24 protein-coding genes and 2 pseudogenes are annotated in these 25385 nt (G+C 63.4%); 3 read left to right on the forward strand and 23 right to left on the reverse strand.

Going from position 1 to position 25385, the window contains the following annotated elements; genetic code table 11:
• Positions 1-801 (reverse strand): ABC transporter permease (locus LB571_RS18080; RefSeq protein WP_224596522.1); only part of this gene is annotated, 801 nt, incomplete at its 3' end.
• A 270-nt stretch (positions 802-1071) separates the two neighbouring features.
• Entirely contained in the window at positions 1072-2505 is a 1434-nt protein-coding gene (locus LB571_RS18085; protein WP_224596525.1) for a DHA2 family efflux MFS transporter permease subunit, read from the reverse strand.
• Between the two features lie 126 nt (positions 2506-2631).
• Between LB571_RS18085 and LB571_RS18090 the strand changes: the two genes are divergently transcribed.
• Positions 2632-3633, forward strand: coding sequence for an ornithine cyclodeaminase family protein (locus LB571_RS18090; protein WP_140790368.1), 1002 nt, complete (start codon positions 2632-2634; stop codon positions 3631-3633).
• Positions 3630-5147: a histidine ammonia-lyase gene (gene hutH / locus LB571_RS18095; protein ID WP_224596528.1), complete on the forward strand. Its 1518-nt coding sequence runs from the start codon at positions 3630-3632 to the stop codon at positions 5145-5147. Before LB571_RS18090 ends, hutH begins: the two co-directional genes overlap by 4 nt.
• On the opposite strand, the gene LB571_RS18100 is transcribed toward hutH, so the two are convergent.
• From LB571_RS18100 to LB571_RS18165, 14 genes are all read right to left on the reverse strand, one after another.
• Positions 5112-5912 (reverse strand): 3-methyl-2-oxobutanoate hydroxymethyltransferase, encoded by an 801-nt coding sequence (locus tag LB571_RS18100; RefSeq protein ID WP_140665850.1) that lies wholly within the window; start codon positions 5910-5912, stop codon positions 5112-5114. The genes hutH and LB571_RS18100 overlap by 36 nt on opposite strands.
• A gap of 61 nt (positions 5913-5973) precedes the next feature.
• Entirely contained in the window at positions 5974-6285 is a 312-nt protein-coding gene (locus LB571_RS18105) for a MocE family 2Fe-2S type ferredoxin (protein ID WP_023769541.1), read from the reverse strand.
• A 28-nt stretch (positions 6286-6313) separates the two neighbouring features.
• On the reverse strand, positions 6314-7396 hold the full coding sequence (locus tag LB571_RS18110) for a fatty acid desaturase family protein (protein ID WP_140620674.1): 1083 nt from the start codon (positions 7394-7396) through the stop codon (positions 6314-6316).
• Between the two features lie 85 nt (positions 7397-7481).
• The gene (locus LB571_RS18115) at positions 7482-8663 is read right to left on the reverse strand and encodes an aldose 1-epimerase family protein (RefSeq protein ID WP_224596531.1); all 1182 of its coding nucleotides are present in this window, start codon (positions 8661-8663) and stop codon (positions 7482-7484) included.
• Between the two features lie 10 nt (positions 8664-8673).
• Positions 8674-9456, reverse strand: coding sequence for an ATP-binding cassette domain-containing protein (locus tag LB571_RS18120; RefSeq protein ID WP_224596534.1), 783 nt, complete (start codon positions 9454-9456; stop codon positions 8674-8676).
• Positions 9457-9458: 2 nt separating this feature from the next.
• The gene (locus LB571_RS18125) at positions 9459-10478 is read right to left on the reverse strand and encodes an ABC transporter permease (protein ID WP_140725477.1); all 1020 of its coding nucleotides are present in this window, start codon (positions 10476-10478) and stop codon (positions 9459-9461) included.
• A 44-nt stretch (positions 10479-10522) separates the two neighbouring features.
• Complete coding sequence (locus LB571_RS18130; protein WP_224596537.1) at positions 10523-11467, reverse strand: substrate-binding domain-containing protein; 945 nt, start codon at positions 11465-11467, stop codon at positions 10523-10525.
• 55 nt (positions 11468-11522) lie between these two features.
• Complete coding sequence (locus LB571_RS18135; RefSeq protein ID WP_224596540.1) at positions 11523-12437, reverse strand: sugar phosphate isomerase/epimerase family protein; 915 nt, start codon at positions 12435-12437, stop codon at positions 11523-11525.
• Positions 12438-12464: 27 nt separating this feature from the next.
• A complete protein-coding gene (locus LB571_RS18140) occupies positions 12465-13577 on the reverse strand; it encodes a Gfo/Idh/MocA family protein (protein WP_224596558.1) in 1113 nt (370 codons plus the stop codon).
• Between the two features lie 35 nt (positions 13578-13612).
• Positions 13613-14683, reverse strand: a complete 1071-nt coding sequence (locus LB571_RS18145) for an ABC transporter ATP-binding protein (RefSeq protein WP_224596560.1) — start codon at positions 14681-14683, stop codon at positions 13613-13615.
• A gap of 3 nt (positions 14684-14686) precedes the next feature.
• Complete coding sequence (locus LB571_RS18150) at positions 14687-15778, reverse strand: ABC transporter ATP-binding protein (RefSeq protein ID WP_140725468.1); 1092 nt, start codon at positions 15776-15778, stop codon at positions 14687-14689.
• Complete coding sequence (locus LB571_RS18155) at positions 15775-16734, reverse strand: carbohydrate ABC transporter permease (RefSeq protein ID WP_015317069.1); 960 nt, start codon at positions 16732-16734, stop codon at positions 15775-15777. Before LB571_RS18155 ends, LB571_RS18150 begins: the two co-directional genes overlap by 4 nt.
• Positions 16731-17591, reverse strand: coding sequence for a carbohydrate ABC transporter permease (locus LB571_RS18160; protein ID WP_140876239.1), 861 nt, complete (start codon positions 17589-17591; stop codon positions 16731-16733). The genes LB571_RS18155 and LB571_RS18160 overlap by 4 nt, the downstream gene beginning before the upstream one ends.
• 82 nt (positions 17592-17673) lie before the next feature.
• The gene (locus tag LB571_RS18165) at positions 17674-19287 is read right to left on the reverse strand and encodes an extracellular solute-binding protein (RefSeq protein WP_140620628.1); all 1614 of its coding nucleotides are present in this window, start codon (positions 19285-19287) and stop codon (positions 17674-17676) included.
• Between the two features lie 356 nt (positions 19288-19643).
• Here LB571_RS18165 and LB571_RS18170 point away from each other — a divergent pair, with 356 nt between their 5' ends.
• The gene (locus LB571_RS18170; RefSeq protein WP_224596562.1) at positions 19644-20672 is read left to right on the forward strand and encodes a LacI family DNA-binding transcriptional regulator; all 1029 of its coding nucleotides are present in this window, start codon (positions 19644-19646) and stop codon (positions 20670-20672) included.
• Positions 20673-20828: 156 nt separating this feature from the next.
• Here LB571_RS18170 and LB571_RS18175 read toward each other — a convergent pair whose 3' ends face one another.
• The 7 genes and pseudogenes from LB571_RS18175 to LB571_RS18200 all read right to left on the reverse strand — a co-directional run bounded on the left by LB571_RS18175 (position 20829) and on the right by LB571_RS18200 (position 25252).
• Positions 20829-21275 (reverse strand): aconitase X swivel domain-containing protein, encoded by a 447-nt coding sequence (locus tag LB571_RS18175; protein WP_224531670.1) that lies wholly within the window; start codon positions 21273-21275, stop codon positions 20829-20831.
• On the reverse strand, positions 21272-22522 hold the full coding sequence (locus LB571_RS18180) for an aconitase X (RefSeq protein WP_224596578.1): 1251 nt from the start codon (positions 22520-22522) through the stop codon (positions 21272-21274). The genes LB571_RS18175 and LB571_RS18180 overlap by 4 nt, the downstream gene beginning before the upstream one ends.
• A gap of 77 nt (positions 22523-22599) precedes the next feature.
• Positions 22600-22716 (reverse strand): annotated as a pseudogene (locus LB571_RS18185) (TOBE domain-containing protein); the annotation flags it as partial.
• 46 nt (positions 22717-22762) lie between these two features.
• Positions 22763-22937, reverse strand: a pseudogene (locus LB571_RS28795) (ABC transporter permease); the annotation flags it as partial.
• Positions 22938-23168: 231 nt separating this feature from the next.
• Positions 23169-23333, reverse strand: a complete 165-nt coding sequence (locus LB571_RS18190; protein ID WP_023769518.1) for a DUF3309 family protein — start codon at positions 23331-23333, stop codon at positions 23169-23171.
• Between the two features lie 230 nt (positions 23334-23563).
• Complete coding sequence (locus tag LB571_RS18195; RefSeq protein ID WP_015317055.1) at positions 23564-24208, reverse strand: hypothetical protein; 645 nt, start codon at positions 24206-24208, stop codon at positions 23564-23566.
• A 405-nt stretch (positions 24209-24613) separates the two neighbouring features.
• Complete coding sequence (locus LB571_RS18200) at positions 24614-25252, reverse strand: methyltransferase family protein (RefSeq protein WP_224587972.1); 639 nt, start codon at positions 25250-25252, stop codon at positions 24614-24616.
• Positions 25253-25385: the final 133 nt, after the last annotated feature.

Below are 25385 nucleotides of genomic sequence, written 5' to 3' on the forward strand. Positions count from 1 at the left end.
CCGCCCGCCCGACAGCCCGATGCCGCCGATCACCGCCACCAGCACGATGTCGTAAAGCAGCGTCGAATTGACGACACGCGTGTTGATCGAATGCAGGCTGGCCGCGGTCAAAAGGCCGGCGATCAGGGCGACGAATGCCGAGAGCACGTAACGCAGGACCAGCATCGGCCGTACCGGAATGCCGATATTGCGCGCCGCGACCGGATTGTCGCCGGCGAAATAGATGTAGCGGCCCCATTTGGTGCAGCGCAGGAACAGGAAGAACAGGAACGCCAGCCCCGCAAAGACGAACACCTCGATCGGGACGTCGAGAAAGCGCAGACCGCCGAGCAGTTCCACCCAATGGCCCTGCGGCACCGGCACGGCGTCCTGCGTGATCAATTGCGAACGGACATAGCCGAAGACGAAAGAGCCGGTCGCCAACGTGACGAAGATCGCCGGTACATCGGCGTAGGCGACGAGAAAGCCGTTGAGCAGGCCGATGGCGAGCACGCCGGCCAGCACATAGGCGAAGGCGAGCCCGTCCGGCGTTCCGCTGTTGAGCAGTTGCAGGTACCAGGCGACCGACATGGCCATGATCGCAACCGCCGACAGGTCGATGCCGCGGCCGATGATGACGACAGCCATGCCCAGCGCCAGTATACCCAGCACCGAGACGGAGCGGATAATGGCGACCAGATTGTTGGCATCGATGAAGCCTGGCAGGCCTATAGCCGCGGCAACGAACAGCACCACCGCTATGGCAAAGACAATGCCTTCCTGATTCAGGCTTCTGAAGTTCAGCCAGCCGGCCATGTTCATTGTCTGCTTTCACCCCGGTGGCAGTGCTGCCACCCCTGGAGAGAAAGCTAATCGGCTCAACGCCGCTTCGTCAAATGAATCCGCGTTCAAAACGTGGGCTGGCGATGAGATTCGCAAAGTGGACGCATTGATTGCCGAATCTGGCGCAATGCCCGGAAACTCCTGCACTTTTGGCCATTGTTTGCGCCGCCTCGGCGCTTGGCGAAGCACAACACCAAGGCGAAAGGCGAAGACGGAATTTAACCCTGCGATCTGGCGGAAAATTCGATTTCAGTTCCCGGCAACATGGCCGGAGACCTCGGCGCCGGCACCTCTTGGCAACACCAGGAAACGAAACGACGCCACCAGCCCGATAATGCCGATCAGCAGGAAGGCTGCTCGAAAATCGACGAGGTCGAGCGCCGGCCGGTCTCTCGCGATCTGCGACAGGTTGAGGATCGCCGCCGCCACCGCGACGCCGAACAGCATCGCCACTTGCTGCAGCATCGAGGACAAGGTCGCCGCGGAGCTACGCTGCGCGGCGGCGATATCGGCGAAGGCCAGCGTGTTGAGCGCGGTGAACTGCATCGAGCGCGACAGGCCGGCGATCAGCATCAGCGCCATCACCAGCGGCTGCGGCGTCTGCGGCGAGATCGCCGCACAGGCCATGATCGACACCGAGGCGATGATGCCGTTGACGACCATCACCGAGCGGAAGCCGAAGCGACGCAGCGTCGGCGTCGTCATCGTTTTCATGCCGAGATTGCCGAGGAAATAGGCCAGGATCATCATGCCGGCATCGACGGGCGATAGGCCGAAGCCGACCTGGAACAGCAGCGGCAAAAGGAACGGCGTGGCGTTGATCGCCACCCGGAAGATGGTGCCGGCCGCAAGCGTCGAGATGGCGAAGGTCTGCACCTTGAACGAGGAGAGGTCGAGCAGCGGATGCGGCGCGCGGCGCAGATGCCGCACCGCTAGCCAGCCGACGACGATCCCCGCCGCGATCAGCCCCACCGTCGGCAAGGCCCCATCCTCCGGATGCGCGATGCGCTCAAGGCCATAGAGCAGGCAGGCGAGCCCCAGCGACGTCAGGAAAAACCCCGGCCAGTCGAGCGGCTTGGGATCGGCTTCACGATCACCCGGTATGAAGCGGGCGACCAACACCAGCCCGATCGCGCCGAGCGGGATGTTGATGAAGAAATTCCAGTGCCAGGACAGATAGGTGGTGATGAAACCGCCAAGCACCGGGCCGACCACGGGCGCGAAGAGCGCCGGCCAGGTGATAAGCGCCGTGGCGTTGAGCAATTCGGATTTCGACGCGTTGCGCAGGACCAGGATGCGGCCGACCGGCGTCATCAAGGCGCTGCCCAGGCCCTGCACGGCACGGGCAACGACGAATTCGGTCAAATTTCCAGAGAAGCCGCAGGCGAGCGACGCCAGCGTGAACAGCGCGATGGCTGCGAGGAAGATGTTACGCGCGCCGAACCGGTCGGCGAGCCACCCCGACAGCGGCACGAACACGGCCATGGTCAGCATGTAGACGGTGATGCCGATGCTCATCGCCACCGCCGGCACGCCGAAGGAAGCGCCCATCTGCGGCAGCGACGTCGAGATGATCGTCGAATCCAGCAGTTGCATGAAGAAGGCGATGGCGACGATCAGCGCCACGCGCCGCGAATTCGTGGCTGTCTCGGGCAAGGCTTCATTTTCGGGAATGGCCGTCATGTCGGGTCGGTTTCAACAACATTTAGCCAACTGCGTCCAGAGATGGACCAACAAACTTTCGTGTCGTATCGCCGCCTGTTATGGAATGAATGGGCCTCGGTCTTAAACAACAGGAACCGTGCGCGCATGAAGCCTATCTATATCGACTACCTCAACGCCCTCGACATCGAAGCGCTTGCCATGGCCGATGGCGAGATCATCGACGCCGTCGAGGCCGGGCTCGTTGCGCAAGGCAAGGGCCAGACGGTGATCGAGCCGCGCGTCCACCTCGAACCCGACCCATCCTTCCACGGCCATTTCAATGTCTTGCGCGGCTACGTCGCGCCGCTCGATACGGCCGGCGTGAAAATCGTCGGCGACTATGTCGACAATTATCTTCACGGCCTGCCGTCGGAATTCGGCATCCTCAATTTGTTCGATCCACGCACCGGCACGCCGCGCGCCATTCTCGACGCCACGGTCATCACCGACATGCGCACCGGCGCCGTCACCGCCATCGGCGCCAAGCACTTGGCACGCAAGAACGCGAAGGTGCTCGCCCATATCGGCGCGCGCGGCACTGCGTACTGGAATGTGCGCCTGCTCGACCATCTCTTCGATTTCGATGAGATCCGCGTCCATTCGCGTCGCCCAGAAAGTCGCGATGGCTTTGCCGCAAAACTCTCCGCCGACCTCGGCAAGCCCGTCACCGCGGTCGCCGACTGGGAGAGCTGCGTCAAAGGCGCCGACATCGTCGTCGAAGCCTCACGCCTGCCCGAGCCGCAGCCCCTTCTCAAGACCGAATGGATCAAGCCGGGCGCGCTTGTCGTTCCCTATGGCACGATGAGCGCGGTGGAGCTGTCGCTGACCGACATCATGCAGAAGTTGGTCGTCGACGACTGGGGCCAGTGCAAGGGCGGCAAATTCGGCTCGCTGCGCGCGCATGTCGAGACCGGGCGGTTGAGCGAAAAGACGCTGCATGCCGAACTCGGCCAGATCGCCGCTGGCCTCAGGCCGGGACGGCAGAGTGACGACGAAACCATCCTCTTCTGGCATCGCGGCCTGTCGCTCTCCGACATTGCGCTCGGCAAGGCGATGCTGGCCAAGGCGCAGGCGCAAGGCATCGGCCAAAGGCTGCGCTTCGCATGAGCGCGCTCGTCCTCACCGGGGCCGGCGTCAGTGTCGGCGATGTCGCCGCCGTCGCCCGCGAGGCACGCAAGGTGGAGATCGGAGCCAATGTCATCGGCAGGCTGGAGAAGGCGCGAAAAGTGCTCGACCAGGCGGCGGCCTCCGGCCAGCAGATCTACGGCCTGAACACCGGGCTCGGCGCCAATCTTCGCACATCGGTCGAGGGTGACGCCAGCGCCTTCCAGCGCCAGTTGCTCGAGGGCCGCAGCGGGGCGGTCGGCGAAGCGCTGCCCGTCGAGGCCGTGCGCGCCACCATGCTTGCCCGTCTGACAATGTTGTCGGCTGGTGGCTCCGGCCTGTCGCCCGCCGTGTTCGTTGCCTTGGTCGAAGTCCTCAACGCCGGCGTCCATCCGGTGATGCCGTCGCTCGGCTCGATCGGCGCCGGCGACCTGGTGCTGATGACCGCGATGGCCCGCCTGCTGATCGGCGAAGGTGAAGCCGATTATCAGGGAAGGCGCATGCCGGCGGTCAAGGCACTGATGATGGCCCGCCTCGGCCCGATCGGCCTGGCGCCCAAGGATGGACTGTCGCTGATCAACGCTTCCGCCGTCTCCGCCGGCGGCGGCGCGCTTGCGGCCACGGACGCGCTGTCGGCTCTTGCCCAGCAGCAGCAGGCCGGCGCGCTGACCATGGAAGGTTTCAGCGCCAACCGCACCATCCTCGATCCCCGCCTGCACATGGCGCGGCCCGCCGCCGGCCAGCAGGAGGCCGCCAAGGCGCTGCATGATCTTCTCGCCCGCGACGAAGCGCCCGCGCCCACCACCATACAGGACCCGCTCTCGATCCGCTGCATGCCCTCGATCCATGGCGCGCTGATCGAGGCGATCGGCCAGGCAAGACGCGCCGTCGAGACCGAACTCAATGCCGCCGCCGACAACCCGCTGGTTCTGAGCGACGACGAGCTGGTGCTGTCGACCGGCAACTTTCACACCGCTTCGCTGGCACTCGCCTTCGAGGCGCTAAGCCTGGCAATCGCTCAATGTGCGGCCGCCAGTGCCGCCCGCTTCATCCAGCTCACCGGCCCGGGCCGCAACGGCCTGCCCAAATACCTGTCGCCGGTCGGTGGCGCCTCGGCTGGTTTGGTGCCGTTGCAAAAGACGGTGACGTCGATCCTGGCCGCCATCCGCCACAAGGCCAATCCGGTGATGCTCGATTTCCTGCCGGTTTCGGAAGGCGTGGAGGATCACGCCACGCAGACGCCGCTGGTGGTTTCGAAATGCGCCGACATGATCGCGCTGTGGCGGCGGCTGATCGCCTTCGAGTTGATGGCGGCGGCGCAAGCCGTCGACCTGCGCGAGGGATTGACGCTGGCGCCACGCACATCAGCCGTCCACACCGCGATACGCACGCTCGTCCCCGCGCTTGAGGAGGACCGGCCGCTCGGCGTCGATGCGGAAGCACTCCACGCGGCGCTCACCGGCGGCAAATGGCAAACGATCCTAGCCCCGGCCGACCTTGTCCAGAAACAGCTTTAGCTCGGCCGGGTCCATGTGCACGATGTGCCGGTCCTCGGGATAGGCGCCGCTGTTGACGTCGGCGACATATTCGGAAAATGCCGCCACCCGCTCCGCCTGAAGCCGATCGTATTCGGCGGCGAAATTGCGGTAGATCTTCGAGTGGCGCGGCATGTGGCCACGGTTCTGGCCAAGAATGTCGTCGGCGAACAGATATTGCGCGTCGCAGCCGGTGCCCGCGCCCATCGACAGCATGATCAGCGAGGTGCGCTCAGAGATAGCCTTCGCCACCTCGACTGGTACCACCTCGATCTCAGCGCCGATCGCACCGGCAGCCTCCAGTTGCTTGACCGCTTCGAACACCTGCATCGCCGTATCGGCGGACTTGCCGACCGCCTTGAAGCCGCCGGTCCAGGTCGCGCGGGAAGGAATGAGGCCGACATGGCCGATGACGGGAATGGCGTCATCGGCCATCCGCTTGATGGTGGCGTAGCCGGCGCTGCAATAGACGGCGTCGGCGCTCGCCTTGTAGAGCCGGAAGGCCCAGCGGACGAAATCGTCAGCGGTGCCGATCTCGAAGAAATTCTCGCCCGGCATGGTGAACAGGCTGGGAGCGGCATCGCGATATTGCGGGTTGAGCACCAGTTCCGGCGGCACCGAGACGATGTCGACCCCTGCCCGTTCGGCGGCCTCGGCCTCGTCCAGGGTCAGCACACGCAGCATGGTCAGCTGACGCTTGCCTTTCATGGCGCGCAAATCGGCGACGGTCGGTCTCTTTCGGCTCATTGAAGCGTTCCCCTCTATTGTTTGCCGTCGCGGTGCCGGATCGATTGATCATACCCCCGCTTCAGATCTGGATCATCACCTTGCCGGCTTCGATCTTCACCGGATAGGTCGCGAGATTGACGCAGACCGGCGCGCCCTTGGCCTGGCCGGTCTTGTAGTTGAAGCGGCCATTGTGCTTGGGGCATTCGATGATGTCGTCCATGACAAGCCCGTCGGCCAGATGCGCCTTCTCATGCGTGCAAAAACCGTCGGTGGCGAAGAACTCGTCATCCGGCGAGCGGTAGATCGCGAAGGTCCGCCCACCATGGTCGAAGCGGATGACATCCTCTTCCTCGACATCGTCCACCGCGCACGCTTCAACCCAATCGGCCATCTCTATCTCCTGCGGACATTCGCGATCGCTACTCGGCCGCCGCCGACATATCGACCTCGTGGAACTCACCGCGATAGGGCCTGGCCGTCGGCGGCAGTTCGCGCTTAAGGTAATAGTCCTCGTATTTCAGCTGCCTGAGCAGGACCGGCCAGACCTCGCGGTAGGCGTGCCACATGGACGGATTGGGCTTCGGCAGATCGTGCTTGATCAGTTCATGCAGCCTGGGCAGCGCGTGATACGGCACCATCGGGAACATGTGGTGCTCCACATGGTAATTCATGTTCCAGTAGATGAACCGGCTGATCGGGTTCATGTAGACGGTGCGCGTGTTCAGCCGATGGTCGACGACATTGTCGGCGAGCCCGATATGCTGCAGCAGGCCAGTCGTCACCATGTGCCAGGTGCCGTAGAGGCGCGGCAGGCCGATCAGCACCAGCGGTATCCATGACCTCAGCGCGATCGCGAGGGCGATCGTCGCCACATAGATCGCGACATGCCAGCGGGCCGCGACCACGGCCTTATGCTGTTCCATCTCGGGGATATAGCTCTTCTCTTCGTCGGACAGCGTCCCGAATGCCTGCCGCACCAGCGTCGGCAGCGAATAGCGAAAGTCGAGAATGCCGGTGAAGGCGAGCGCCGCCTTCAACAGGTCCGGCGGACGCATGACCGCGATCTCGGCGTCGCGGCCGACGATGATGGTGTCGGTGTGGTGGCGGGCATGGCTCCAGCGCCATTGCACGGGATTGCGCATCAGCATGAACGAGGCGATGTGGTAGACGACATCATTCATCCAGCGCGTGCGAAAAGCCGTGCCATGGCCGCATTCGTGCCAGCGTGAGTCGCTCGACGAGCCGTAGAGCACGCCATAGACGAACAGGAACGGCACCACCCACCACGAACCCCAGAACAGGACGATACCCACGGCCGAGCCCAGGATCGCGACAATCCAGATGATGGTGTCGCGGATCGCCGGGCCGTCGGAACGCTGCATCAACTCCTTCATCGCCTTGCGCGGCACGTCGGTGTGGTACCACTCGGCCGAGGCAAGCCCGGTCTCGATCGCTGCCCTGGTGCTTTCGCCGACCAGGCTGTAGTCGCGCTTTTTCGCCATCGTCGTCAAATTGGCCTCCAATCGTCGCGCAGCGCTGGCAATCCGGTCCGCCGGCCGGAGGGCTTGCTTTGAATAAATGTCGCGCTCATGTCCTGCCGGCCAGTCTTGGAAAATTTTCTGAAGGCTGAGGATAATCCTGCTCGGGCTGCCGGGCGATATCCGCGATCCTGGCTTCGGCGCCAGCGATTTCCTCCTTGCCGTCGAGGACGCGGAACACCGCGTCGTAGGCCCGGCTTTCGCCATGCTCCAGCCAGATCATCTCACCGCGCTCGCGGGCAGCGAGATCGCCGAGCACATGGTGGGTCGATGGCTCTATCCCCAGCGCGTACTGCCCGGCCTGGAAATTCTGCCATTGGTAGGCACACGGCAACTGGTCCTTGCGGGTCGCCACTTCGAAGCCGAGACCGAGCCGGTCGTTGACGACGGCCACCGGAACCTCGCCATGGGCGTCGGCGGCCATTTCGTGCTGCCAGACCTGCTCCCTGAAGTGCCGTTGCGGTGCCGGCGCCGTGCGATAGCCGACACTCTGCGCCTCGTAGCGCTCGCCGGCATGGCTGGCCCAGACGACGTCGCGGATCGGCGCCAGATAACGGGAGCCTTCGTCGAGCAAGGGATGGCTGACATTGACATGGTAGAAATACATATGCGGGGTGCGGTTGAAGCCGTGGTTGACGACATGGTCCGAAAGCCGGATCTCGTTACCCCCGACATCGGCTTCGATGCGGCGAGTGAGATGCAGATCCTCGCCGAATACAGCCGACTGCTGCACGATGCCTTCTGCCCACAGCACGCAGCGGTCGCCCTCCCAGCGCTCGCCATAGCCGGTCAGCCGCGCCGGGATGGTACCGACACGACCATGCAGCGAATGAAGCACCGTCTTCTTCCCCGGATAGTTGTAGCTCTCGGCCGGCACTTCTTCCCGCCCCAGAATGTGGTCGAGGCCGCAGGTGACGAGCAGCCCCGAGAAGGACCGCGCCCAGGCCAGCCCCGCTTCCCCCTCATAGTCGTGCAGGCCCGGATGGCGAAAGCCGCTCGGCGAATGCCAGCCGATCGCCTGGCCCTTGAAGTCGCAATCGGCGATGTCGAGCGCCCGGTCGACGAGCGCGGTGAAGCGCAGGCCCGAGCCGGTGCGGAATTCGAGCATGCGGATGCCGCGCTCCACCCCGTCGCCGAGCGTCGTCAGCCGCACGCCGGCGAACTGCGACAGCTGGCCTGACCGCTCGGCCACTTGCCGGCGCGACAGCGTCTTGCCGTAAAGCTCTACCATGCGACGCCCTTCACTTTGCCCTCGCCTCCTTGAGCAAGGCCGACATGTCGGCGCCGGTGATGATGCTTTCCACGGTCAGGAGGTCGGTGTCGGCGACCGTCTGTTCGGCGACGATCTCGCCGCGCCGCATGACGACGATGCGGTCGGCGACCTGGAAGACATGGTGGATGTTGTGGGTGATGAGCAGCACCGAATGGCCGGCGTCGCGTACCTCCTTGACGAAACGCAGCACACCGTGGGTTTCCTCGACGCCGAGATTGTTGGTCGGCTCGTCGAGAATGATCACCTTGGCGGCGAACTGCATGGCGCGCGAGATGGCGATCGACTGCCGCTCGCCGCCCGACAGCGTCGAGACCAGCGCATCAGCGTCGAGTTTCTTCGAGATGCCGACGCGCTTGCGGAGTTCGGAAGCGGCTTTGCGCAGCTTCGCGAGATCGAGCGGCGCGAACACGCCGAGCCAGCCGAAGTTGACCGGCTCGCGGCCGAGGAAAAGATTGCGCGCGATGCTGAGATCAGGCGCCAGTGAGGTGTCCTGATGGATGGTCTCGATGCCGAGGTCCATCGCATCCCGGGTCGAGCGGATCGAAACCTTTTCGCCGCGTACAAAGATGTCGCCACGATCGACAGGGAAGACACCCGAGATCGCCTTGATCAGCGTCGATTTTCCGGCGCCGTTGTCGCCCAGCAGAGCCACCACCTCGCCTTCCCGCAGTGTCAGCGAGGCGTTCTTCAGCGCGCGCACGCTGCCGAAGGACTTTTGCAGGTTCTGCAGCCGAAGTACTTCTTGCACCATCGTCAGCCCCTTGCGGCGTTCTTCTGCAGCAAAGCGTGCAGGATGAGCATGGCGAGGATGATGAGGCCGACAAAGATGTTGTAGGCGAGCCCCGGCACGCCGATCAGTACGATGCCGTTGCGGATGGCGCGCAGCATCAGCGCGCCGACGATGGTGCCGAGTATGGTGCCGCGTCCGCCGGTCAGCGCCGTGCCGCCGACCACCACCATGGCGATCACTTCCAGCTCATAGCCGGTGCCAGCCACCGGTGAGGCGGCCGAGATGCGAAAGGCGCTGATCATGCCGGCAAGGCCGGCCAGCACCGAGGTCGCGATGAACAGCCAGATCTTGACCGTATCGGCCGGCACGCCGCGCGCCACCGCCGCGTTGCGATTGGAGCCGATGGCACTGATCCAGTTGCCGAGCTTGGCGTAGCGCAGGATGTAGATGGCAAACAGCGAGAGGCCGATGAACCACCACAGCGAGGTGTAGAAGCGAAACGAGCCGATGTTGAAGCTGCCGGCGAGCAGCGTCACGAAGAAGCCCGGCTGGTCCCAGGATTTCAGCGGAAAGCCTTGCGTAATGTAAAGCGCTGCCCCGCGCACGACGAGCAACATCGACAGCGTCACCAGGAAGGAGGAGATGCCGATCTTGGTGACGATCAGCCCGTTGATCGCGCCGATCGCGATACAAAGCAGCAGCCCGGCCAGAAGCGCGACACCTATATCCACCCCACCATTTTGCACCAGCAGCATCACCACCACTGGCGCCAGCCCAAACACCGCGCCGACGGAAAGATCGAATTCGCCTGCCGTCAAAAGCAGCGTCATGCCGAGTGCGATGATGCCGAGCTCGGGCAGGAACGCCATCATGTTGGAGATGTTGAGCGGCGACAGGAAATTGGCGTCGGCGACCGCGAATACCGCCAGCAAAATGAGGAGGATGACGAAGGAGGAGAATTGCGGCGAGCGCAGCAGGCGCGATCTGCCTTTCACCCCCGGCACTTCGTCTTCTGCGGCAATTGTCATGACTGCTTGAACCATGCTTGAAAAGACGCCCGCCGCTTTTCCGGCGGGCGCTGTTTTTCTCATTTCTTGTCGTAAAGCTTCAGAATCGGGTCGACGCTGGAGGCGTCGTAGAGACCGAAAGTGTGGATGTCGTAGCCGATCGGCTCGCCTGACGCGGCAAGCCCGAGCAGCGCCACCGGCATGAAGCCTTGCGCAGAGGGATATTGCCAGGCGGCGGCATTGACGAAGCCGTCCTTGACGGCTTGTGCCGTCTCCTTCGAATTGCCCCAGCCGACGACGGGGATCTTGCCCGCCGGCACGCCGGCGCCATCGAACACGCGCTTGACGCTGGCGGCGACGGAATCGCCGAGCGCGATGATCGCCGGCGGATTGTTGGCGACCATGTAGTCGGTCATCTTGGCGATGATGCCAGCCGGATCGGTGCCGCAATCGACCACGTCATATTTGATCCCCAAGGGATCGAAAACGCTGGCGATGCCCTCGGTCTCGAGCTGCTGGTAACTGGCGCCGGGAACCTCGACCGGCAGGAAAACCTTGTCGCCCTGCTTCACCATCTTGTGCTCGACCAGATATTTGGCCCAGATGACACCCGCTTCTTTCAGGTCCGCGCCGACATAGGCCTGCCGCCCTGTCGCCGGATCGTCGGTATTGAAGAACACGATCGGGATGCCAGCCGCCTTGGCTGCTTTCACCTCCTCCGTCCACAGGCCCGGCTGCGCCGACGTGGTGGCGATGCCGTCGGGCTTTGCGGCAAGCGCCGAGTTGAAGGCTTCCTTCTGCGCCGCCATGTCGCCGCCGCTGAAGGAAATCTTGCAGGTTACCTTGAGCTGGTCGCAGGCCTTGGTCGCACCGGCGTTCCAGTCGATCCAGAACGCATCCGACGGACCGCCATGCGACAAGAGATAGAAGGTCTTCTGGCCGTCCTGCGCCTGCGCCGCCGTGCCAAGGGCGACGCCGGCGAGCACTGTCGCGGCGGCCGCCAGTTTCAATGCGAATTTCAACATTCTTTCCTCCCTTGTTTGAAGCCGCGCCGCCGTGCACTGGTGGCGCGGCTAGCCGTCACAGGCCGTTGGCGCGGAATTTCCCGTCGAGGAATGTCTTGGCGCGCGGCACGTCATCTTCCGACAGATGCTCGATGATCACCGGGATATTGGGATGCTTTTCGGCCAGCCGCTGGAGGTAGAGGTCGTAGTTCAGCGAGCCAAGGCCGGGCGCCGGCAGTTCGATTTCGCCAACCCCGCGGAACGTATGGCTTTCCATCGCGTCGGCATCGCCGATGTCGGCGTGCTTCTCCGACTTGTCATCGCCTGAGCGCTTGACGTCCTTGGCATGCGCTATTCTGATCTTTTCGGTCAGCGTGTCGAACACCTGGTTCAGGATCTGGTCCATCCGGTCGATGTTGTGCGTCTCGAAATAATTGGTCGGGTCCATCAGCAGGCCAAGGCCTGGATGGTCGACCTGCGCGAACATCTTCACCGTCTCCTCGACCGAGCCGACGACGTTGTTGACATAGGTTTCGAGCAGGAAGACCGCGCCATGGTCGTAAGCCGTCTGGGCAAGATCGGCGATGACCTTGCGGCATTCCTCAAAACCTTCCTCGGTCTTGTTCTTGGGGTGATGCACCCAGTCGGATTCGGTGTTGTAGGTGCCGGTCTCCGAGATCACGTAAGGGCTGCCGAACTCGCGCGCATTGCGGATGATCTCCTTGAGATAACCGACGCGCTTGTCGCGCTCCGCCTTGTCGGGATGGATGATGTTGGTGTAGCCCGACACGCAGCAGACCGGCAGGTTGTGGTCGCGGAAGACGTCGCGCACCTTCCTGGCCTTGTCCTTGGTGATCTGCCCAGCCGACAGGTCGACATCCCTGAAGTGCAGGTCGAGCTGCACCGTGTTGAAACCGAGCCCGCGGATCTTCTTTGCCGTCTCTTCGAGGCCGTACGGGAAATAGCCCGTGAAAATACCTGCCTGCATCATGATCTTGAATTCCTCCCTGTAAGCGATTCAGTTGTCTGCGATTTCAGTTAGTTGGTTTGTGGAGATTTCGGAAAGCTTGACCGTGCGGCCCGATGCCATCGAGCGATAGCCCGCTTCGACCAGCGCCATGGTCTTGACGTTGTCGGCAACGGTGAGCGCCGGCGGCGTACCGGTCTTCACGGCGTGCTGCAGCTGCTCCATGACGCCGATGAAGGCATGCGGGAACCACATCGTCTCCCAGCTTGGAGTTACCCACTCGCCGCCGGTCGTTTCGGCCGAAGCATAGGTCAGCGTCGAAGCAGCACCGGTCGGCCAGCCGATCGTGCCCTTGGCAACGCCCTTGGTGCCGTCGACGCGCCAGTTGATGTGCTGGTCGTCCTTGTAGCCCTGCTGGCGCGGACCGGACCACACATCCTCCAGCGACACGGCCAGCACGCCGGACGGGAATTTCAGCGTCGATACGGTGATGCCGTCGGAATGGTCGAATGTCGTGCGCGGATCCTTGCGCGTCAGCGTCGTGATCTCATCGGGATCGCCGAACAGGAAGCGCAGCACGTCAAGGTGGTGCACGCTCATATTGGCAAGCGTCAGCCGGTCGTAACCCTGAAGGAAGGTCTGCCAGTGCGGAATGGCGTGCATGTCGATCTGCGCGAAGACGATGTCTCCGAGCGCGCCACTGTCGATGAGCTGCTTCAACACGCGCATCGACTGGTCGTAGCGCATGTTCTGGTTGACCGAGAGTATCTTGCCGGCCTTCGCCGCCTCGTCGCGCAACTTGACGGCTTCCTCGACCGACAGCGCCAGCGGCTTCTGAGCCAGGATTGCCTTGATGTGGTTCTGCTTCAGCGCATGGCGGATCAGCGCCGGCTGCTGGTCCGGCGGAAACGCGAGGTCGATGATCTCGACATTTGCATCCTCGATCAGCTGTTCCGGGGTGTCGTGGACGGTCGGGATACCCCAACGGTCGGCGACCTTTTGCGCATTCGCCTTGGTACGCGAGGCGATCGCCACGACCGGAAAGCCAGCGTCCTTATAGGCGGCCAGATGGCATTCGGCCATGATCATGCCGGCGCCGACGCAGCCGATCCGATATTCCTTCGTGCGGACCTTCACATCCGGCTCGAAGCCCTTGCCTGTCATGCCTTCCTCCCGAAATCCTGTCCTTGCGGCCGCGTTCATCTTGCCAACGCGCCTCCGCCCTGTCCGAAATAATGCACGCGCGCCGGCTCGCAGGATATCGCCACCATCGCGTCGGGCCTGATGTCAGGCTGGCCGCGCAGCAAAGCCTTCAGCCGCGCTTGCCCGGCGGCGAGTGTCACCACGGTATAGCCGCCAAGCGGCTCGACCTCGAACACCCGCGCCGGGCGGCCGGGGCTCTCCTTCTCGGTGTCGCTCCAGGGCCTGACCTTGATATCCTCCGGCCTCAGCCCGATCTCGACGGCGTCGGCCGGAGCCGTGCGATCGGCGATGCTGATCGCGCCTTCGGCGGCCTCGATGCCGCCCTCGCCTTGAACGGATTTGAGGATGTTCATGACAGGCGACCCCAGCAGCCGCGCCACGTAGGTGCTGGCCGGGCGATCATAGATCTCGGCCGGCGCGCCGATCTGCCGGATCCTTCCGCTTTCCAGTATGGCCATGCGGTCGGCGATCGACATCGCCTCTTCCTGGTCGTGCGTGACATAGATCAGCGTCTTGCCGAGCTCGCGCTGGATGCGCTTCAGTTCGACGCGCGTTTCCTCGCGCAGCCGCGCGTCGAGCGCCGAGATCGGATCGTCCATCAGATAGGCGTTGGGGTCGCGCACCAGGGCGCGGGCGATCGCCACCCGCTGCCGCTCACCGCCCGAAAGCAGTGCCGGCGGCTTGTGCAGGATATGGCCGATATGCAGCTTGGCCGCGACATCGGCGACGCGCCGTTTGATATCGACCTCGGCGACCCGGCGCTCGACCAGCGGGAAACGGACATTGTCGAGCGAGCTCATATGCGGGAACAGTGCCAGGTTCTGGAACACCATGGCGACATTGCGCTCTGCTGGCGACACCGTGTTGACGGGCTTGCCGCCGATGAGGATTTCGCCGGCATCCGGCGTCTCCAGCCCGAGCACCAGGCGCAGGATTGTCGACTTGCCCGACAGCGGCGGCCCGAAGAAGCAGAAGAACTCGTTGTCGTTGACAGTGAACGAGGCGTCGTCGACGGCGAGCATCGTGCCGTAGCGTTTCGTGACATTGCGGAAGACGATGTCGGCCATGGCTCAACCCGCTCTCATCGCAAGGCCGCTAACGGCGTCGAAGACCCGCACTGACGACGCCGCGGGTGCGACGACCGCGGTTTGCCCTATCGACAGCCCGACATCATTGTCGAAGACCGCTTTCACGGCGCCGTCGCCCTGGCCGAGGTGAACGATGGTGCGCGCGCCGATGCGCTCGACGAAAGTGACAGGCATGGCAAGCCCGCGTCCATTCTCCGCCAGGGCTACCTGTTCCGGCCGAAAGCCGTAGAGCACCTCCCCGCGAGCACCGCGCACGCTGGCCGCCAGCTCATCCGGCAATGGCGGCGAGACCCCAAGCGCCCCGAGATCGACGACCAGACTCCGGTCGCTCTCCGCAGGTCGGCCCTTGAGCAGGTTCATGCCCGGCGCGCCGATGAAGCGGGCGACGAAGACATTGGCCGGATTGTTGTAGACCTCGAGCGGCGTGCCGACCTGCTGCAGCACGCCGTGGTCCATGACCGCGATACGGTCGGCCATGGTCATGGCTTCCAGCTGGTCGTGCGTGACGTAGACCATGGTCTGCTTGAACTGGCGCTGCAGCTGTTTCAGCTCGGTGCGCATCACCGCGCGGAAGGCGGCGTCGACATTGGACAGCGGCTCGTCGAGCAGGAAGATCGCCGGCTCCATGATTGCCGAGCGGCCGATCGCCACGCGCTGCAGTATGTTGACCGACAGCCGGTCGGCCTTGCGGTCGAGCAGCGGCGTCAGTTGCAGCAGCTCGGCAATCGTGCCGACGCGACGATCGATCTCGACCGTGGCGGCGCCACGCATCCTTGGCCCGTAGGCAAGGTTCTGGCGCACCGTCATATGGGTGAAGATCGCGTAGTTCTGGAACACGAAGCCAACCCCGCGCCGGCCCATCGGCACGCCGGCCATGTCGCGCTCGCCAAACAGGATCTTGCCGCTGGTCGGCTCTTCCATTCCGGCAATCATGTTCATCGTCGTCGACTTGCCGCAGCCTGAAGGCCCCAGCAGAGCCATGAACTCGCCATCGGCGATATCGAGGTCCATGGTCTTCAGCGCCGTGAAGTCGCCGAATGTCTTGGTGAGGTGCTTGAGCTGGATCGTGCTCATGCCGCCACCTGCCTTGCCCGGGCCATGCGCTTCATGGCGAACACGGCGACGATGGAGAGCACGACCAGAATGGCGAGCGCGATCGCCGCCACATAGCCCCAGATCAGATCCTGCGTGGTGACCTTGTAGATGTAGACGGAGATCGTTTCGGTGGCGACGCCGGGGCCGCCGCCGGTCATGATGTACAGCGTGTCGAAGATCTTGAAGTTCTCGATCACCCTTATCGCCAGCGCGATGATGATGATCGTCTTCATCTTGGGCAGCACGATGGTGGTAAAGCGTTGCCAGGGATTGGCGCCGAGCAGCGTTGCCGCCTTGATCTGGTCCTCCGGCACGCCGACGAGGCCGGCCAGCAGGATCAGGAACATCAGCGGCGTCCACTGCCAGATGTCGGCGATCATCACCGCGATCAGCGCCAGTGTCGGGTCCGACAGCCAGGCAATGGTGACTTGCGTGCCCGTGATTGCCGACAGGATGTCGTTCACCGGGCCGCCGGACTGGAACAGCATGAAGAACATGTAGCCGGCCACCGCCGGCACCACCATCATCGGCATCAGGAGGACCGAATAGAAGATGCGCTTGCCCGGAAAATCGTCGGCGAACAGCGTCGCCAGCGCCAAGCCTAACAGGAATTCGGCCGGCACGCAGACGACCATCACGATGACCGTGCGCTTCAGCGCACTCCAGAAGCGCGCGTCGGCGGCAAGGTCGGTGTAGTTGGCGAAGCTGTTCCACATCTCCCAGGCGTTCCACCAGCCGAGGCCCGAGAGTGGCGACCAGTCGGTGACGCTGATGTAGAGCTGCATCAAGAGTGGAAAGGCCGAGATGAACAGCACCAGGATCTGCGCCGGCAAGGTCAGGCGAAAGCCCAACCGCATGCCTTCGTCGCGCAGCGCCGGCTTTGCACGGGCCGCGTCCATCTCACCCTCCGAAATCGTCGCAACCACCGCGCTCATTGCTTGAGCGCTCCGAAAGTCAGCCCGCGCACCAAATGGCGCTGGATGGCGATGCCCATGATGACCGGCGGCACCGCCGCGATCAGCCCGAGTGCGGCCTTGGCGCCATAGAGCTGGCCGGTCATCGACGATGACAGCGAGGCCATGTAGACGGGGATTGTCACCCATTCGCGCGTCGTCAGAAGCAGCGCGATCAGATAGTCCGACCAGTTGAGGATGAAGACGAAGAGCGCAGCACTCGCCAATGGCGCGCGCATCATCGGCAGCGTGATGCGGGTGAAGACGCGCAGCCGCGAGCAGCCCTCGACCAAAGCGGCTTCCTCGATCTCGCGCGGCATGTCGTCGAAGAAGGTCTTCATCAGCCAGAAAGCGAACGGCAGCGTGACGATGCCGTAGATCAGCGCCAGCCCCCACCAGCTGTCTGTGAAATTCAGGAAGGCCCACATGATCATCACAGGGATCATGACGGCCATCGGCGGAAACAGCCTGAGCTGGATCAGCGCCAGCGGCAGGTTCTGGCCGGAGCCGAAGCGCGACAGGCCATAGGCGGCGGCGGTACCCGCCGACATGGCGATCGCGGTGCCGAATACCGCCGACAGAAGCGACGACAGGATCGGCCTCAGCGCGGTGCGGTCGAGCGCAACGATCAGATTGTTGGTGGACTCGCCGAACACGAACTGGAAATTGCTGAGCGTCGGGTTCTTCGGCCACCATGTCAGGTCCGCACCCGTCGCCGACCATTCGGCGATCGGCTTGAAGGCCATCGACACCATCCACAGGATCGGCACCAGCGTGACGGCCATCGCCGCGAGGATCGCGGCGTAGCGGAATATCTCGAAGGGGACGGAACGCTTCATCTGGCTGCTTTTGCTGGTGGCGTCGGTTGCGGAGGGGAAGAGCGGATGCTCCTCCCCTCCGGCTTTGATCCAGGGAGATGGATCAGCTGATCGGATCGAGAACGGTCGGCCATGCCTCCTTGTTGGTCCTGATGGCTTCGAGCAATTTGTCCTCGCCAATGCGCCGGGCGATCTTCTTCCACTCGGCTTCCGTGTCGGCCATCGCCTGCTCCGATGTCTTGGCCTTGGTCAGCGAGGCCATCAGGTTTTCGTCCAGCGCGTTGTGGAAGGCGGTGGCGCCGGGATAGTTGATGGTCGGCACCGTGCGGGCGACCGTCTCGCGCACCACGTCCATGTGATAGGCGTGGTAGGTCTGGCGCACCAGCGGATCGGAGAAATCCGAAAGCCGGAACGGATCGAGATAACCGCCGGGGTTGGCGCTCATCCAGGCATAGATGCGGGCCGAGCCCAGCCACTGCAGCAGGAGATAGGCGACCTCCTGGTTTTTCGACTGCGACGAGACCATGCCGGTCAGCGAGAACCACAATACGGAGCGGCTGATCAGTTTGCCGTCGATCTCGCGGCCGGGCGGCAGCATCGTGCCGATCTTGCCGGTGACCTTGGAGTCCTTGTTGCCGGCATTGTCGAGGAATTTCGGCAGGTTGGAGAAGGCACAGGTCATCGCCGCGCCGCCCTTGGCGAAATTGCCGTACTGCTCCGGCCAGCCCCACGAGATCGCGTCCGGCGAATGATGGACCAGCGATTCGACATATTCGTTGGTGGCGGCGATGCCATGCTCGGAATTGATCAGCGGCTTGCCGTCGTCGCCGAACAGAAACTGGTTGGGCGAGGCCATCGACACATAGCGCTGATACCAGTTGGTGTAGCCCCAGCCCTGGTTACGCAGGTCGGTGGAGCCGAACAGGCCCTTGTCCGGACGCTGGAAGAAGGCGGCGATATCGCCGTGCTGCTTCCAGGTTTTCGGCGGCGCCAGATCGTAGCCGTATTTGTCCTTGAAGGCCTTCTTCTCGGCTTCGTCACCGAACAGGTCGGTGCGGTAGACCCAGGTCTGGAAGTCGCCGTCCAACGACACCCCATAGTTGGAGCCGCGATATTTGTTGAGCAGCGATACACCCTTGGCGCCGTCGACATAGCCGGTCTTGGGATCGTCCCATTCGGGTTTGTACTGGGCGACGAAGTCGTCGAGCTTGGCGATGCCGCCGGTCTCGGCGAGATCGCCAAGGCGATTCCACTCGGTCGAATAGATGTCGTAGGCCCCACCCTTGGTGGAGATGTCCTGCATGGTTTTGGTGAATTCCTGGCCGTTCGGCAGACCGACGATCTCGATCGGGATCCCGGTTTCCTTTTCCCACAGCTCCTTGATCGACGGCGCCCCGGCCGGAAAAGGCTGGGTGAGCTGGCCAATCGAGCCGTCCGACAGGCCAAGCACGATCTTGGCCGGCGCCTTGCCGGCGCCCTTCAAAGCCTTGGCGGCCTCAATGGCGCGGCCCTCCGGTGTGTCGGGACCGTATTGATAGCGTTCGGCGCCATCGAAGCCCGTCGGACCGCCGATCATGCCAGGTGCGAGCGCATCGGCCGCGAAGGCGCGGCCGGGACGAATGAATTGCGGAGCGATACCTGCGGCGGCCACGAACACCGCCGCCTTTCCTCCGGACGCCAGCAACCGGCGCCGCGAGATGCGGATCAAATCAGACATTGGAATTCCTCCCTCAGGCCCAATGTTTCCTCCACGAGCCCATGAGGGATATTGACGGCAGGATCAGAAGGCTGTCAACATCATTAATAATCAAAATACATCACAACATCGCATCGAGTGAGGAAATGCGTCATACCAAGGTTCATAGACCCCCTCCGAATGCGTCGATTTGATGGGAAATGTGATCTCCCTTTCCGACGCGATCGTGCCGGACGAGTTGATTTAGCTTGGCGGCTTGCGCATCGGCCAAGGCCGGATACATCATTTCCCATCAGAATCGCGGATCGCGGGGCGTTGGGCGCAATCAGCCGCCAGCCGGCACTGCGTCATCCCTGATGCATTGAGGAGATGAGACGGTGCGTTCCACCCTGACCGACATAGCCCGGGAAGCCGGCGTCTCCGCCGCCACCGTCGACCGCGTGCTCAACAATCGCCCCGGCGTGCGGGCGCGCACACGCGAGATCGTGCTCGAAATGGCGCAGCGGCTCGGCTACATCGCCGAAGGCCCGAACGGGGCGCCGCCCAGGCCGGTGCCCGGCGATGTCATCCGGCTCGACTTCGCGCTGCCGGCCGGCACCAATTCCTTCATCAAGATGCTGCACCGCCACATCGAGGCACAAGCCCTGGCGCGTCCCGATCTCGACGTCCATATCGCCACCATAGAGGGCTTCAATCCCGACCGGCTCGCCCGCCTGCTGCAGGATTTGCGCGGCCAGACGCAAGGCGTCGGTGTCATCGCGCTCGACCATCCGACGGTGCGCGAGGCGATCCGCTCGCTATCGGCCAACGACGTCAAGGTGGTGACCATCGCCTCCGACATCCTGCATGTGCCAAGGGTTGCCTATATCGGCATCGACAACCGCGCCGCCGGGCGGCTGGCCGGCTATCTGCTCAACCGTTTCATGGGACCGGGGCGCCCCGGCAAGGTGGCGCTGTTTGCAGGCTCGCTGTCCTATCGTGGCCACGAGGAACGCGAGATGGGCTTCCGGCACATATTGACCGAGGAATCCCCCAATCTGGAGATCGTCGAGATGCGCGAAATGCTCGACGACCGCGAAAAGGCCTATTCGGAGGCGTCAGCCCTTCTGGAACGCCACCCCGACCTTGCCGCGATCTACAATGTCGGCGCCGGCAACACCGGCATCGCGCGCGCGCTGAAGGAACGCGGCCGTGCGCAATCCATGGTTTTCCTCGGCCACGAGGCGACGGACGGCACCAAGGAACTGCTGCTCGACGGCACGCTCGACGCCGTCATCGACCAGAACCCGCGCGTCGAAGCCCGTGAGGCGCTCAACATCCTGACCCACGCCGTCCGGGGCCTCCCCTATGAATTGCACCAGCCGAGGCTGCAGGTGATCTTCAAGGAGAACATCCCGGAGATTTGAGGCGCGCGCAGCACTTGGCTCGGCACGCACAAAACAAGGATTTAGGCGGTGTCGGTTAGATCATTTGGAGTAATGACAGGCCTGATCGGCCGGTAGGTTGGCGCGTCCTAGAGGCAGGCGGCAGCCGGATGCAGCGCTCACCCTATCAGCGCGTGCTCATTTCCTGACCTTGCGGACAATCGCCCCGCCATCACCGCCCACATCGATCGCGATCCGCTCGCCGGAAACAATGCCCCCAATGTCGCAAACCACCAGCGGCATGCTGATCGCGTAGAGGAACTCGGCGACGATGGCGCCAACGGCAAGGATCGGGTCCGGCCGTTCCAGAAGAATGCCGGCCGGCGCCGTGCCCCTGCGGATTGCCTCGGCCAAGACAGAGGAAGAAGACGAGGACCCTCGCCCGCTCGGCATGACCAGTATCTTGCCGGAGACATTCTGGCCAAGGCCTGGGTGCGAATGATCCGTTATGTCGCCGGTCTCGGCGTCTATGCCGCCCCAGAAGCTGAGCGGTTGCGAGAACACCAGCGCCGCGCCCTCGGCGGCACCGGCCAGTTGGAATGTGCCGGCTCTTTCAACGACCTTCACTTCAATCGACCGCGTCATGAGGCGCCCCGCACGACGTGCCCTGCGGCGGCGGAGCGGATGCAGTCCTGCATCTCGGCGAAGGCGACGGTCACGCCGATATTGCCCGGCGCATAATGCGCCCATTTGCCGGAATTGGTCATCACGACGCCGTCGAGACGCTCGAGAATCGAGGTGACATAGGTGCAGGTGTCAGCGACCGGGACCAGGCCGAACGCCTCCATGCCAGCCAATGCCCCCTCCTCCTGCAATCGTGTCAGCGTCGCGCGGCCGGTGTTGACATAGATCGGGATGCCCCTGCCCGGCGCCACCGCACGCAGCAACGGCAGCAGGCGCATCCATTCCTCATGCGAGAAATGCGGGGTGCCCAGCGACACGGCCGCCAGCGGCGTCCCGTCGGGTACGCGCGACAGCCTGGCCAGCGCTTGACCGATATCGGCGCGCGTGATGCGGATCGTTGCCTCCGGCGCTTGTCCATGGAACGCCTCGTCGAGTGTTCCCGCTTCCGGCGTGATGCCGACCGCGTGGAACAGCGCCACCGCGCCCGTCGTCGCCGCCGCCGCGCCAAGCGCCTTCAGCTGGTCCTCGTCGCGTGGCCGCGGCAGGCCCGATATGACCGGAACGCGATCGCCGCTCGCTTGCCCGATGATCAGCCCGACGCCGACGAACAGGCTATCGCTCGGCTCCCCGTCGGGAACATCCAGCTCGAACAGGATGCGGCCACGCCGGTTCCCGCTCAGATGCAGGCCCCAGGCCGGTGCGCGACCGGTCATGGCGCAGCACAGATCGATGAAATCGCCATAGCGGTTTGTGCGCGCGCCGATCACCGAATTGGCAAAGACGATGGCATTGGATTCGCCCCAGGCGATCTGCTGGCCGAATTCAGGCCGAAACCGCGTCTGGTAAGGGGCACAGGTGAAGGTCGCCTGGCAGCCAAGCTCCAGATGCGCCTTCATCAAGCGCCGCGCTGGCATTTCTTCAGCCGCCGGCATCTTGACCATGCCGGGATGAATAAGGTCGAACGACCCGACATTGAGCGTCGTCGGCACCCGGACACGTCCGCTTCCCTCGACCAGCCGCTCGACGAAGTCGAGCCCTGCCTTGCCGTGATAGAGGCAACCGTCAATATGGGCGCCGGTGATATCGAGCAGGCCGCCGGCGCCAATCGCGTTGGAAAAGGCGACGAGGATTTTCATGGCGGCGGCCGCGGCTGGGCCTTGCTCGCCATCGAGCATGGACCGGTCGCGGGCCGTCAGGTCAAGCGTCATCAAAATGCTCCGGGCTTAACTTGGGCCCGGCTATGCGTTCCTTATTATCAGCGGTCTGGCAAGAGCCGAAACGACGATCAGCCCGCCGCCGCAATCAGCACTGTGCTCTCCGGCGACCAGCGCAGCACCACATCCTGCCCCTCCGCCAACCTGTCGGCGCCAGTATTCTGGACGATGACCTTCAGCGTCTGACCGGCGCAGCCGCGAGGCGGAGCGAGCGCCCGGCTTCGATCAGCGAGTCGTCACCTCGAGGCCGAGGCGGAGTGAAGCCGGCAGCAGCGTCAGATAGAGATTCTGCGAGAAGAAGGCGGCGTAATTGCCCAGCGTGAACGCCCACGGCTTTCCCGTCAGCGGCAGGTCGGTCATGACGGAGAAAAAAGACCGTGGCCGAGAGCGGCAGAAAGACCGAAGGCAATCGCTTTGCAGAAGAACGAAAGCCCGCTCCGGGAACCGGGGCGGGCCTTGGAGGAGGATGAAGGGGTGGGACCCTCTCCTCTTGTTTCCACGGGGGGTGTGGACCGCAATCAACATACAGCCGTCCTGCGGGGCGCATGATCACAAGCCGGCCTGCTTCCATCACATTCCAGTGCACTCCGGCGCGGGTTCGCTCACGGGACCGCGACGCCGGCGACACAAGAGGAGCCGGCTAGATGCGTCCCAGGACGACAAGGATGATGACGATGATCAACACAAGTCCGAGACCGCCACCGCCATAGTAACCGGTTCCGTAGAACGGGCCACCGCCCAGACCGCTGAAGCCGCCGAGCAGCGCGAGGATTAGAATAATGATAAGTATCGTTCCGAGACCCATGGCCTTCCCTGCTCCTGAATGCGCGCTTTCGCGCTGGTTCAACATCGCGCCATTTCGGATGTCGCAAGGTATGAACGTTTTAGAGGGGCTGGCGTTCCGCTGGACTATTGCGGCTACGGAACACACAGCCCGCAACGCAGAAAGCCCGCCTGGACGGCGGGCTTTCCAACCGGCCGGAGGCCAGGAGAGTGCGGTCAGGCCTACGGCTGGTTCCGCAACCTCCCTCAGCCTCAGCGGCGTGCGATCAGCAGGCAGAGCTGCCGCAAGTCGCGGTCATAGGTCCCTTCGCTGCTGAGGACATCGACGCAGCGCTTCTTCATGCGCGTCACCTGCGAGCTTGACATCTGGGCCACGACACCAGGAACGTTGGGGTGATTGGGATTGGATGGATTGTTCGGGTTGGACGGATTGCTGGGATTGGTGCCGTTGCCGATGCCCGCGCCGACACCAATGCCACCGGCGCCGCCAACACTGGCGCCAAGCCCCGCATTGATGCCACCCGTTCCGCCAACATTGGCACCGAGCCCGGCGTTGATGCCGCCCGAACCACCGATATTGGCGCCGGCTCCTGCATTGACGCCATTGCTGCCGCCGACCGACGCGCCGAGCCCGGCGCTGACGCCCCTCGAGCCGCCGACATTGGCGCCGGCTCCGGCATTGACGCCACCGCTGCCGCCGACCGAGGCACCGACGCCGGCATTGATGCCGCCACCGCCGCCGACCGAGGCGCCGACACCGGCATTGACACCGCCGCTACCGCCAACCGAGGCGCCGACACCGACGCCAAGACCTGCTGCGTTTGCTGGCACGGACAGAACCAAGACTATTGCACTACCCGCCAACACACTGGCGACTGTCTTGATGGTAAAGGCCATAACACTCTCCTGTTGTCGTTGCGCTAGGCAGTCGGCATGCAGCCGATTGCGATGGCAACTACGTCGAAGAGAGTTTTGAGTTTCAATTCACGCTATACATGTGAGCGGCATGGTATTAACTGTCGAAACAAGAAAGCGGTAATGATAATAAAAATATAATATACTTGTAGAAAATATCTAATGGCAGACGTTTGCAATGTCTATATTTTGAGAAGTTTACGAGAAAAAACGATTTAGAGCCAGCTGTTGGAGAGCCGATGATTTGGTGCCAGGCTGCTTGCTACCGAACAGCCAGGATACAGCACCTCACCTGCGGAGCAGTTCCGGACCACTAGCCGCTAAGGAGCCCTGTTGGCCAACTCTGGATCAAACAGGACCGGCCACTCTCGCGTGACAGTCTGGCCTTCAGAATATCCGGTAAAACAGCCTATAGCGCACGCGCTCCATATAAGAGCGGTACTCCGGTTCCGCGGCAAGCAAGGCCTCCTCGCGCAGAATGCGGTACACCTGCAGATAGGTGATAACCGCATAGACGGCGAGATTGTAGAAGGAAAAGGCCGACAGCAGGTAAAGGACATGGCCGGTAAGGTAACCGGCATAGATCGGATGCCGCACCAGGCGGTAGGCGCCGCCGGTCATCACGCCGCGATTGGCGGGCAGGATGGCAAAGGAACGACCCAGCGACAGCTTTCCCCAGATGACGAACCACAGTGCCAGGAACTGCAGCGGCGCGGCGACATAGATGGGGATGATGGGGATGCCCGGTTCCATGGTGATCAAGGCGACACCAAAACTGGCGGTCACCGAAGCGACTACCGCAAGCGGGCTCCAGTCACGCGTCACCGGCCGCCGCGACAGCAGCAGCCAGGTAAAGGTGAGCGTCTCGGAGACCGCCACGAGCGCGATATTGAACCGGGTGGGGTCCTGCACGAAGTGATACACGCCCCGGTACACAAACAGCGCGGCGCATGCGAGCGCACAAATGCGAAAGAAGCCTTCGCGCAAGTCGGCCAGGATCTCGCGCTTGCGCGCTTCGGATATCATCCCGCCCTGGTTGACGCGCGGAAGCGTTTCGCTTTTTGGTGCAAGCAAGGCAAGAACCCCGATGATCCCTCGGAGGGACCTTTGCACGCAACCATTGCTGTGCGGTTAACCGAGAAGATCATATCGGCATCAG

It is taken from the genome of Mesorhizobium sp. BR1-1-4 (genome assembly GCF_020165375.1).
In the GTDB taxonomy this organism is placed as follows: domain Bacteria; phylum Pseudomonadota; class Alphaproteobacteria; order Rhizobiales; family Rhizobiaceae; genus Mesorhizobium; species Mesorhizobium australicum.

Excerpts from the sequence above, each read along its gene's own strand:
- LB571_RS18085 (WP_224596525.1), bottom strand. The coding sequence starts at position 2,505 with ATGACGGCCATTCCCGAAAATGAAGCCTTGCCCGAGACAGCCACGAAT.
- LB571_RS18090 (WP_140790368.1), top strand. The coding sequence starts at position 2,632 with ATGAAGCCTATCTATATCGACTACCTCAACGCCCTCGACATCGAAGCG.
- hutH (WP_224596528.1), top strand. The coding sequence starts at position 3,630 with ATGAGCGCGCTCGTCCTCACCGGGGCCGGCGTCAGTGTCGGCGATGTC.
- LB571_RS18100 (WP_140665850.1), bottom strand. The coding sequence starts at position 5,912 with ATGAGCCGAAAGAGACCGACCGTCGCCGATTTGCGCGCCATGAAAGGC.
- LB571_RS18105 (WP_023769541.1), bottom strand. The coding sequence starts at position 6,285 with ATGGCCGATTGGGTTGAAGCGTGCGCGGTGGACGATGTCGAGGAAGAG.
- LB571_RS18110 (WP_140620674.1), bottom strand. The coding sequence starts at position 7,396 with ATGGCGAAAAAGCGCGACTACAGCCTGGTCGGCGAAAGCACCAGGGCA.
- LB571_RS18115 (WP_224596531.1), bottom strand. The coding sequence starts at position 8,663 with ATGGTAGAGCTTTACGGCAAGACGCTGTCGCGCCGGCAAGTGGCCGAG.
- LB571_RS18120 (WP_224596534.1), bottom strand. The coding sequence starts at position 9,456 with ATGGTGCAAGAAGTACTTCGGCTGCAGAACCTGCAAAAGTCCTTCGGC.
- LB571_RS18125 (WP_140725477.1), bottom strand. The coding sequence starts at position 10,478 with ATGGTTCAAGCAGTCATGACAATTGCCGCAGAAGACGAAGTGCCGGGG.
- LB571_RS18130 (WP_224596537.1), bottom strand. The coding sequence starts at position 11,467 with ATGTTGAAATTCGCATTGAAACTGGCGGCCGCCGCGACAGTGCTCGCC.
- LB571_RS18135 (WP_224596540.1), bottom strand. The coding sequence starts at position 12,437 with ATGATGCAGGCAGGTATTTTCACGGGCTATTTCCCGTACGGCCTCGAA.
- LB571_RS18140 (WP_224596558.1), bottom strand. The coding sequence starts at position 13,577 with ATGACAGGCAAGGGCTTCGAGCCGGATGTGAAGGTCCGCACGAAGGAA.
- LB571_RS18145 (WP_224596560.1), bottom strand. The coding sequence starts at position 14,683 with ATGGCCGACATCGTCTTCCGCAATGTCACGAAACGCTACGGCACGATG.
- LB571_RS18150 (WP_140725468.1), bottom strand. The coding sequence starts at position 15,778 with ATGAGCACGATCCAGCTCAAGCACCTCACCAAGACATTCGGCGACTTC.
- LB571_RS18155 (WP_015317069.1), bottom strand. The coding sequence starts at position 16,734 with ATGAGCGCGGTGGTTGCGACGATTTCGGAGGGTGAGATGGACGCGGCC.
- LB571_RS18160 (WP_140876239.1), bottom strand. The coding sequence starts at position 17,591 with ATGAAGCGTTCCGTCCCCTTCGAGATATTCCGCTACGCCGCGATCCTC.
- LB571_RS18165 (WP_140620628.1), bottom strand. The coding sequence starts at position 19,287 with ATGTCTGATTTGATCCGCATCTCGCGGCGCCGGTTGCTGGCGTCCGGA.
- LB571_RS18175 (WP_224531670.1), bottom strand. The coding sequence starts at position 21,275 with ATGACGCGGTCGATTGAAGTGAAGGTCGTTGAAAGAGCCGGCACATTC.
- LB571_RS18180 (WP_224596578.1), bottom strand. The coding sequence starts at position 22,522 with ATGACGCTTGACCTGACGGCCCGCGACCGGTCCATGCTCGATGGCGAG.
- LB571_RS18190 (WP_023769518.1), bottom strand. The coding sequence starts at position 23,333 with ATGGGTCTCGGAACGATACTTATCATTATTCTAATCCTCGCGCTGCTC.
- LB571_RS18195 (WP_015317055.1), bottom strand. The coding sequence starts at position 24,208 with ATGGCCTTTACCATCAAGACAGTCGCCAGTGTGTTGGCGGGTAGTGCA.
- LB571_RS18200 (WP_224587972.1), bottom strand. The coding sequence starts at position 25,252 with ATGATATCCGAAGCGCGCAAGCGCGAGATCCTGGCCGACTTGCGCGAA.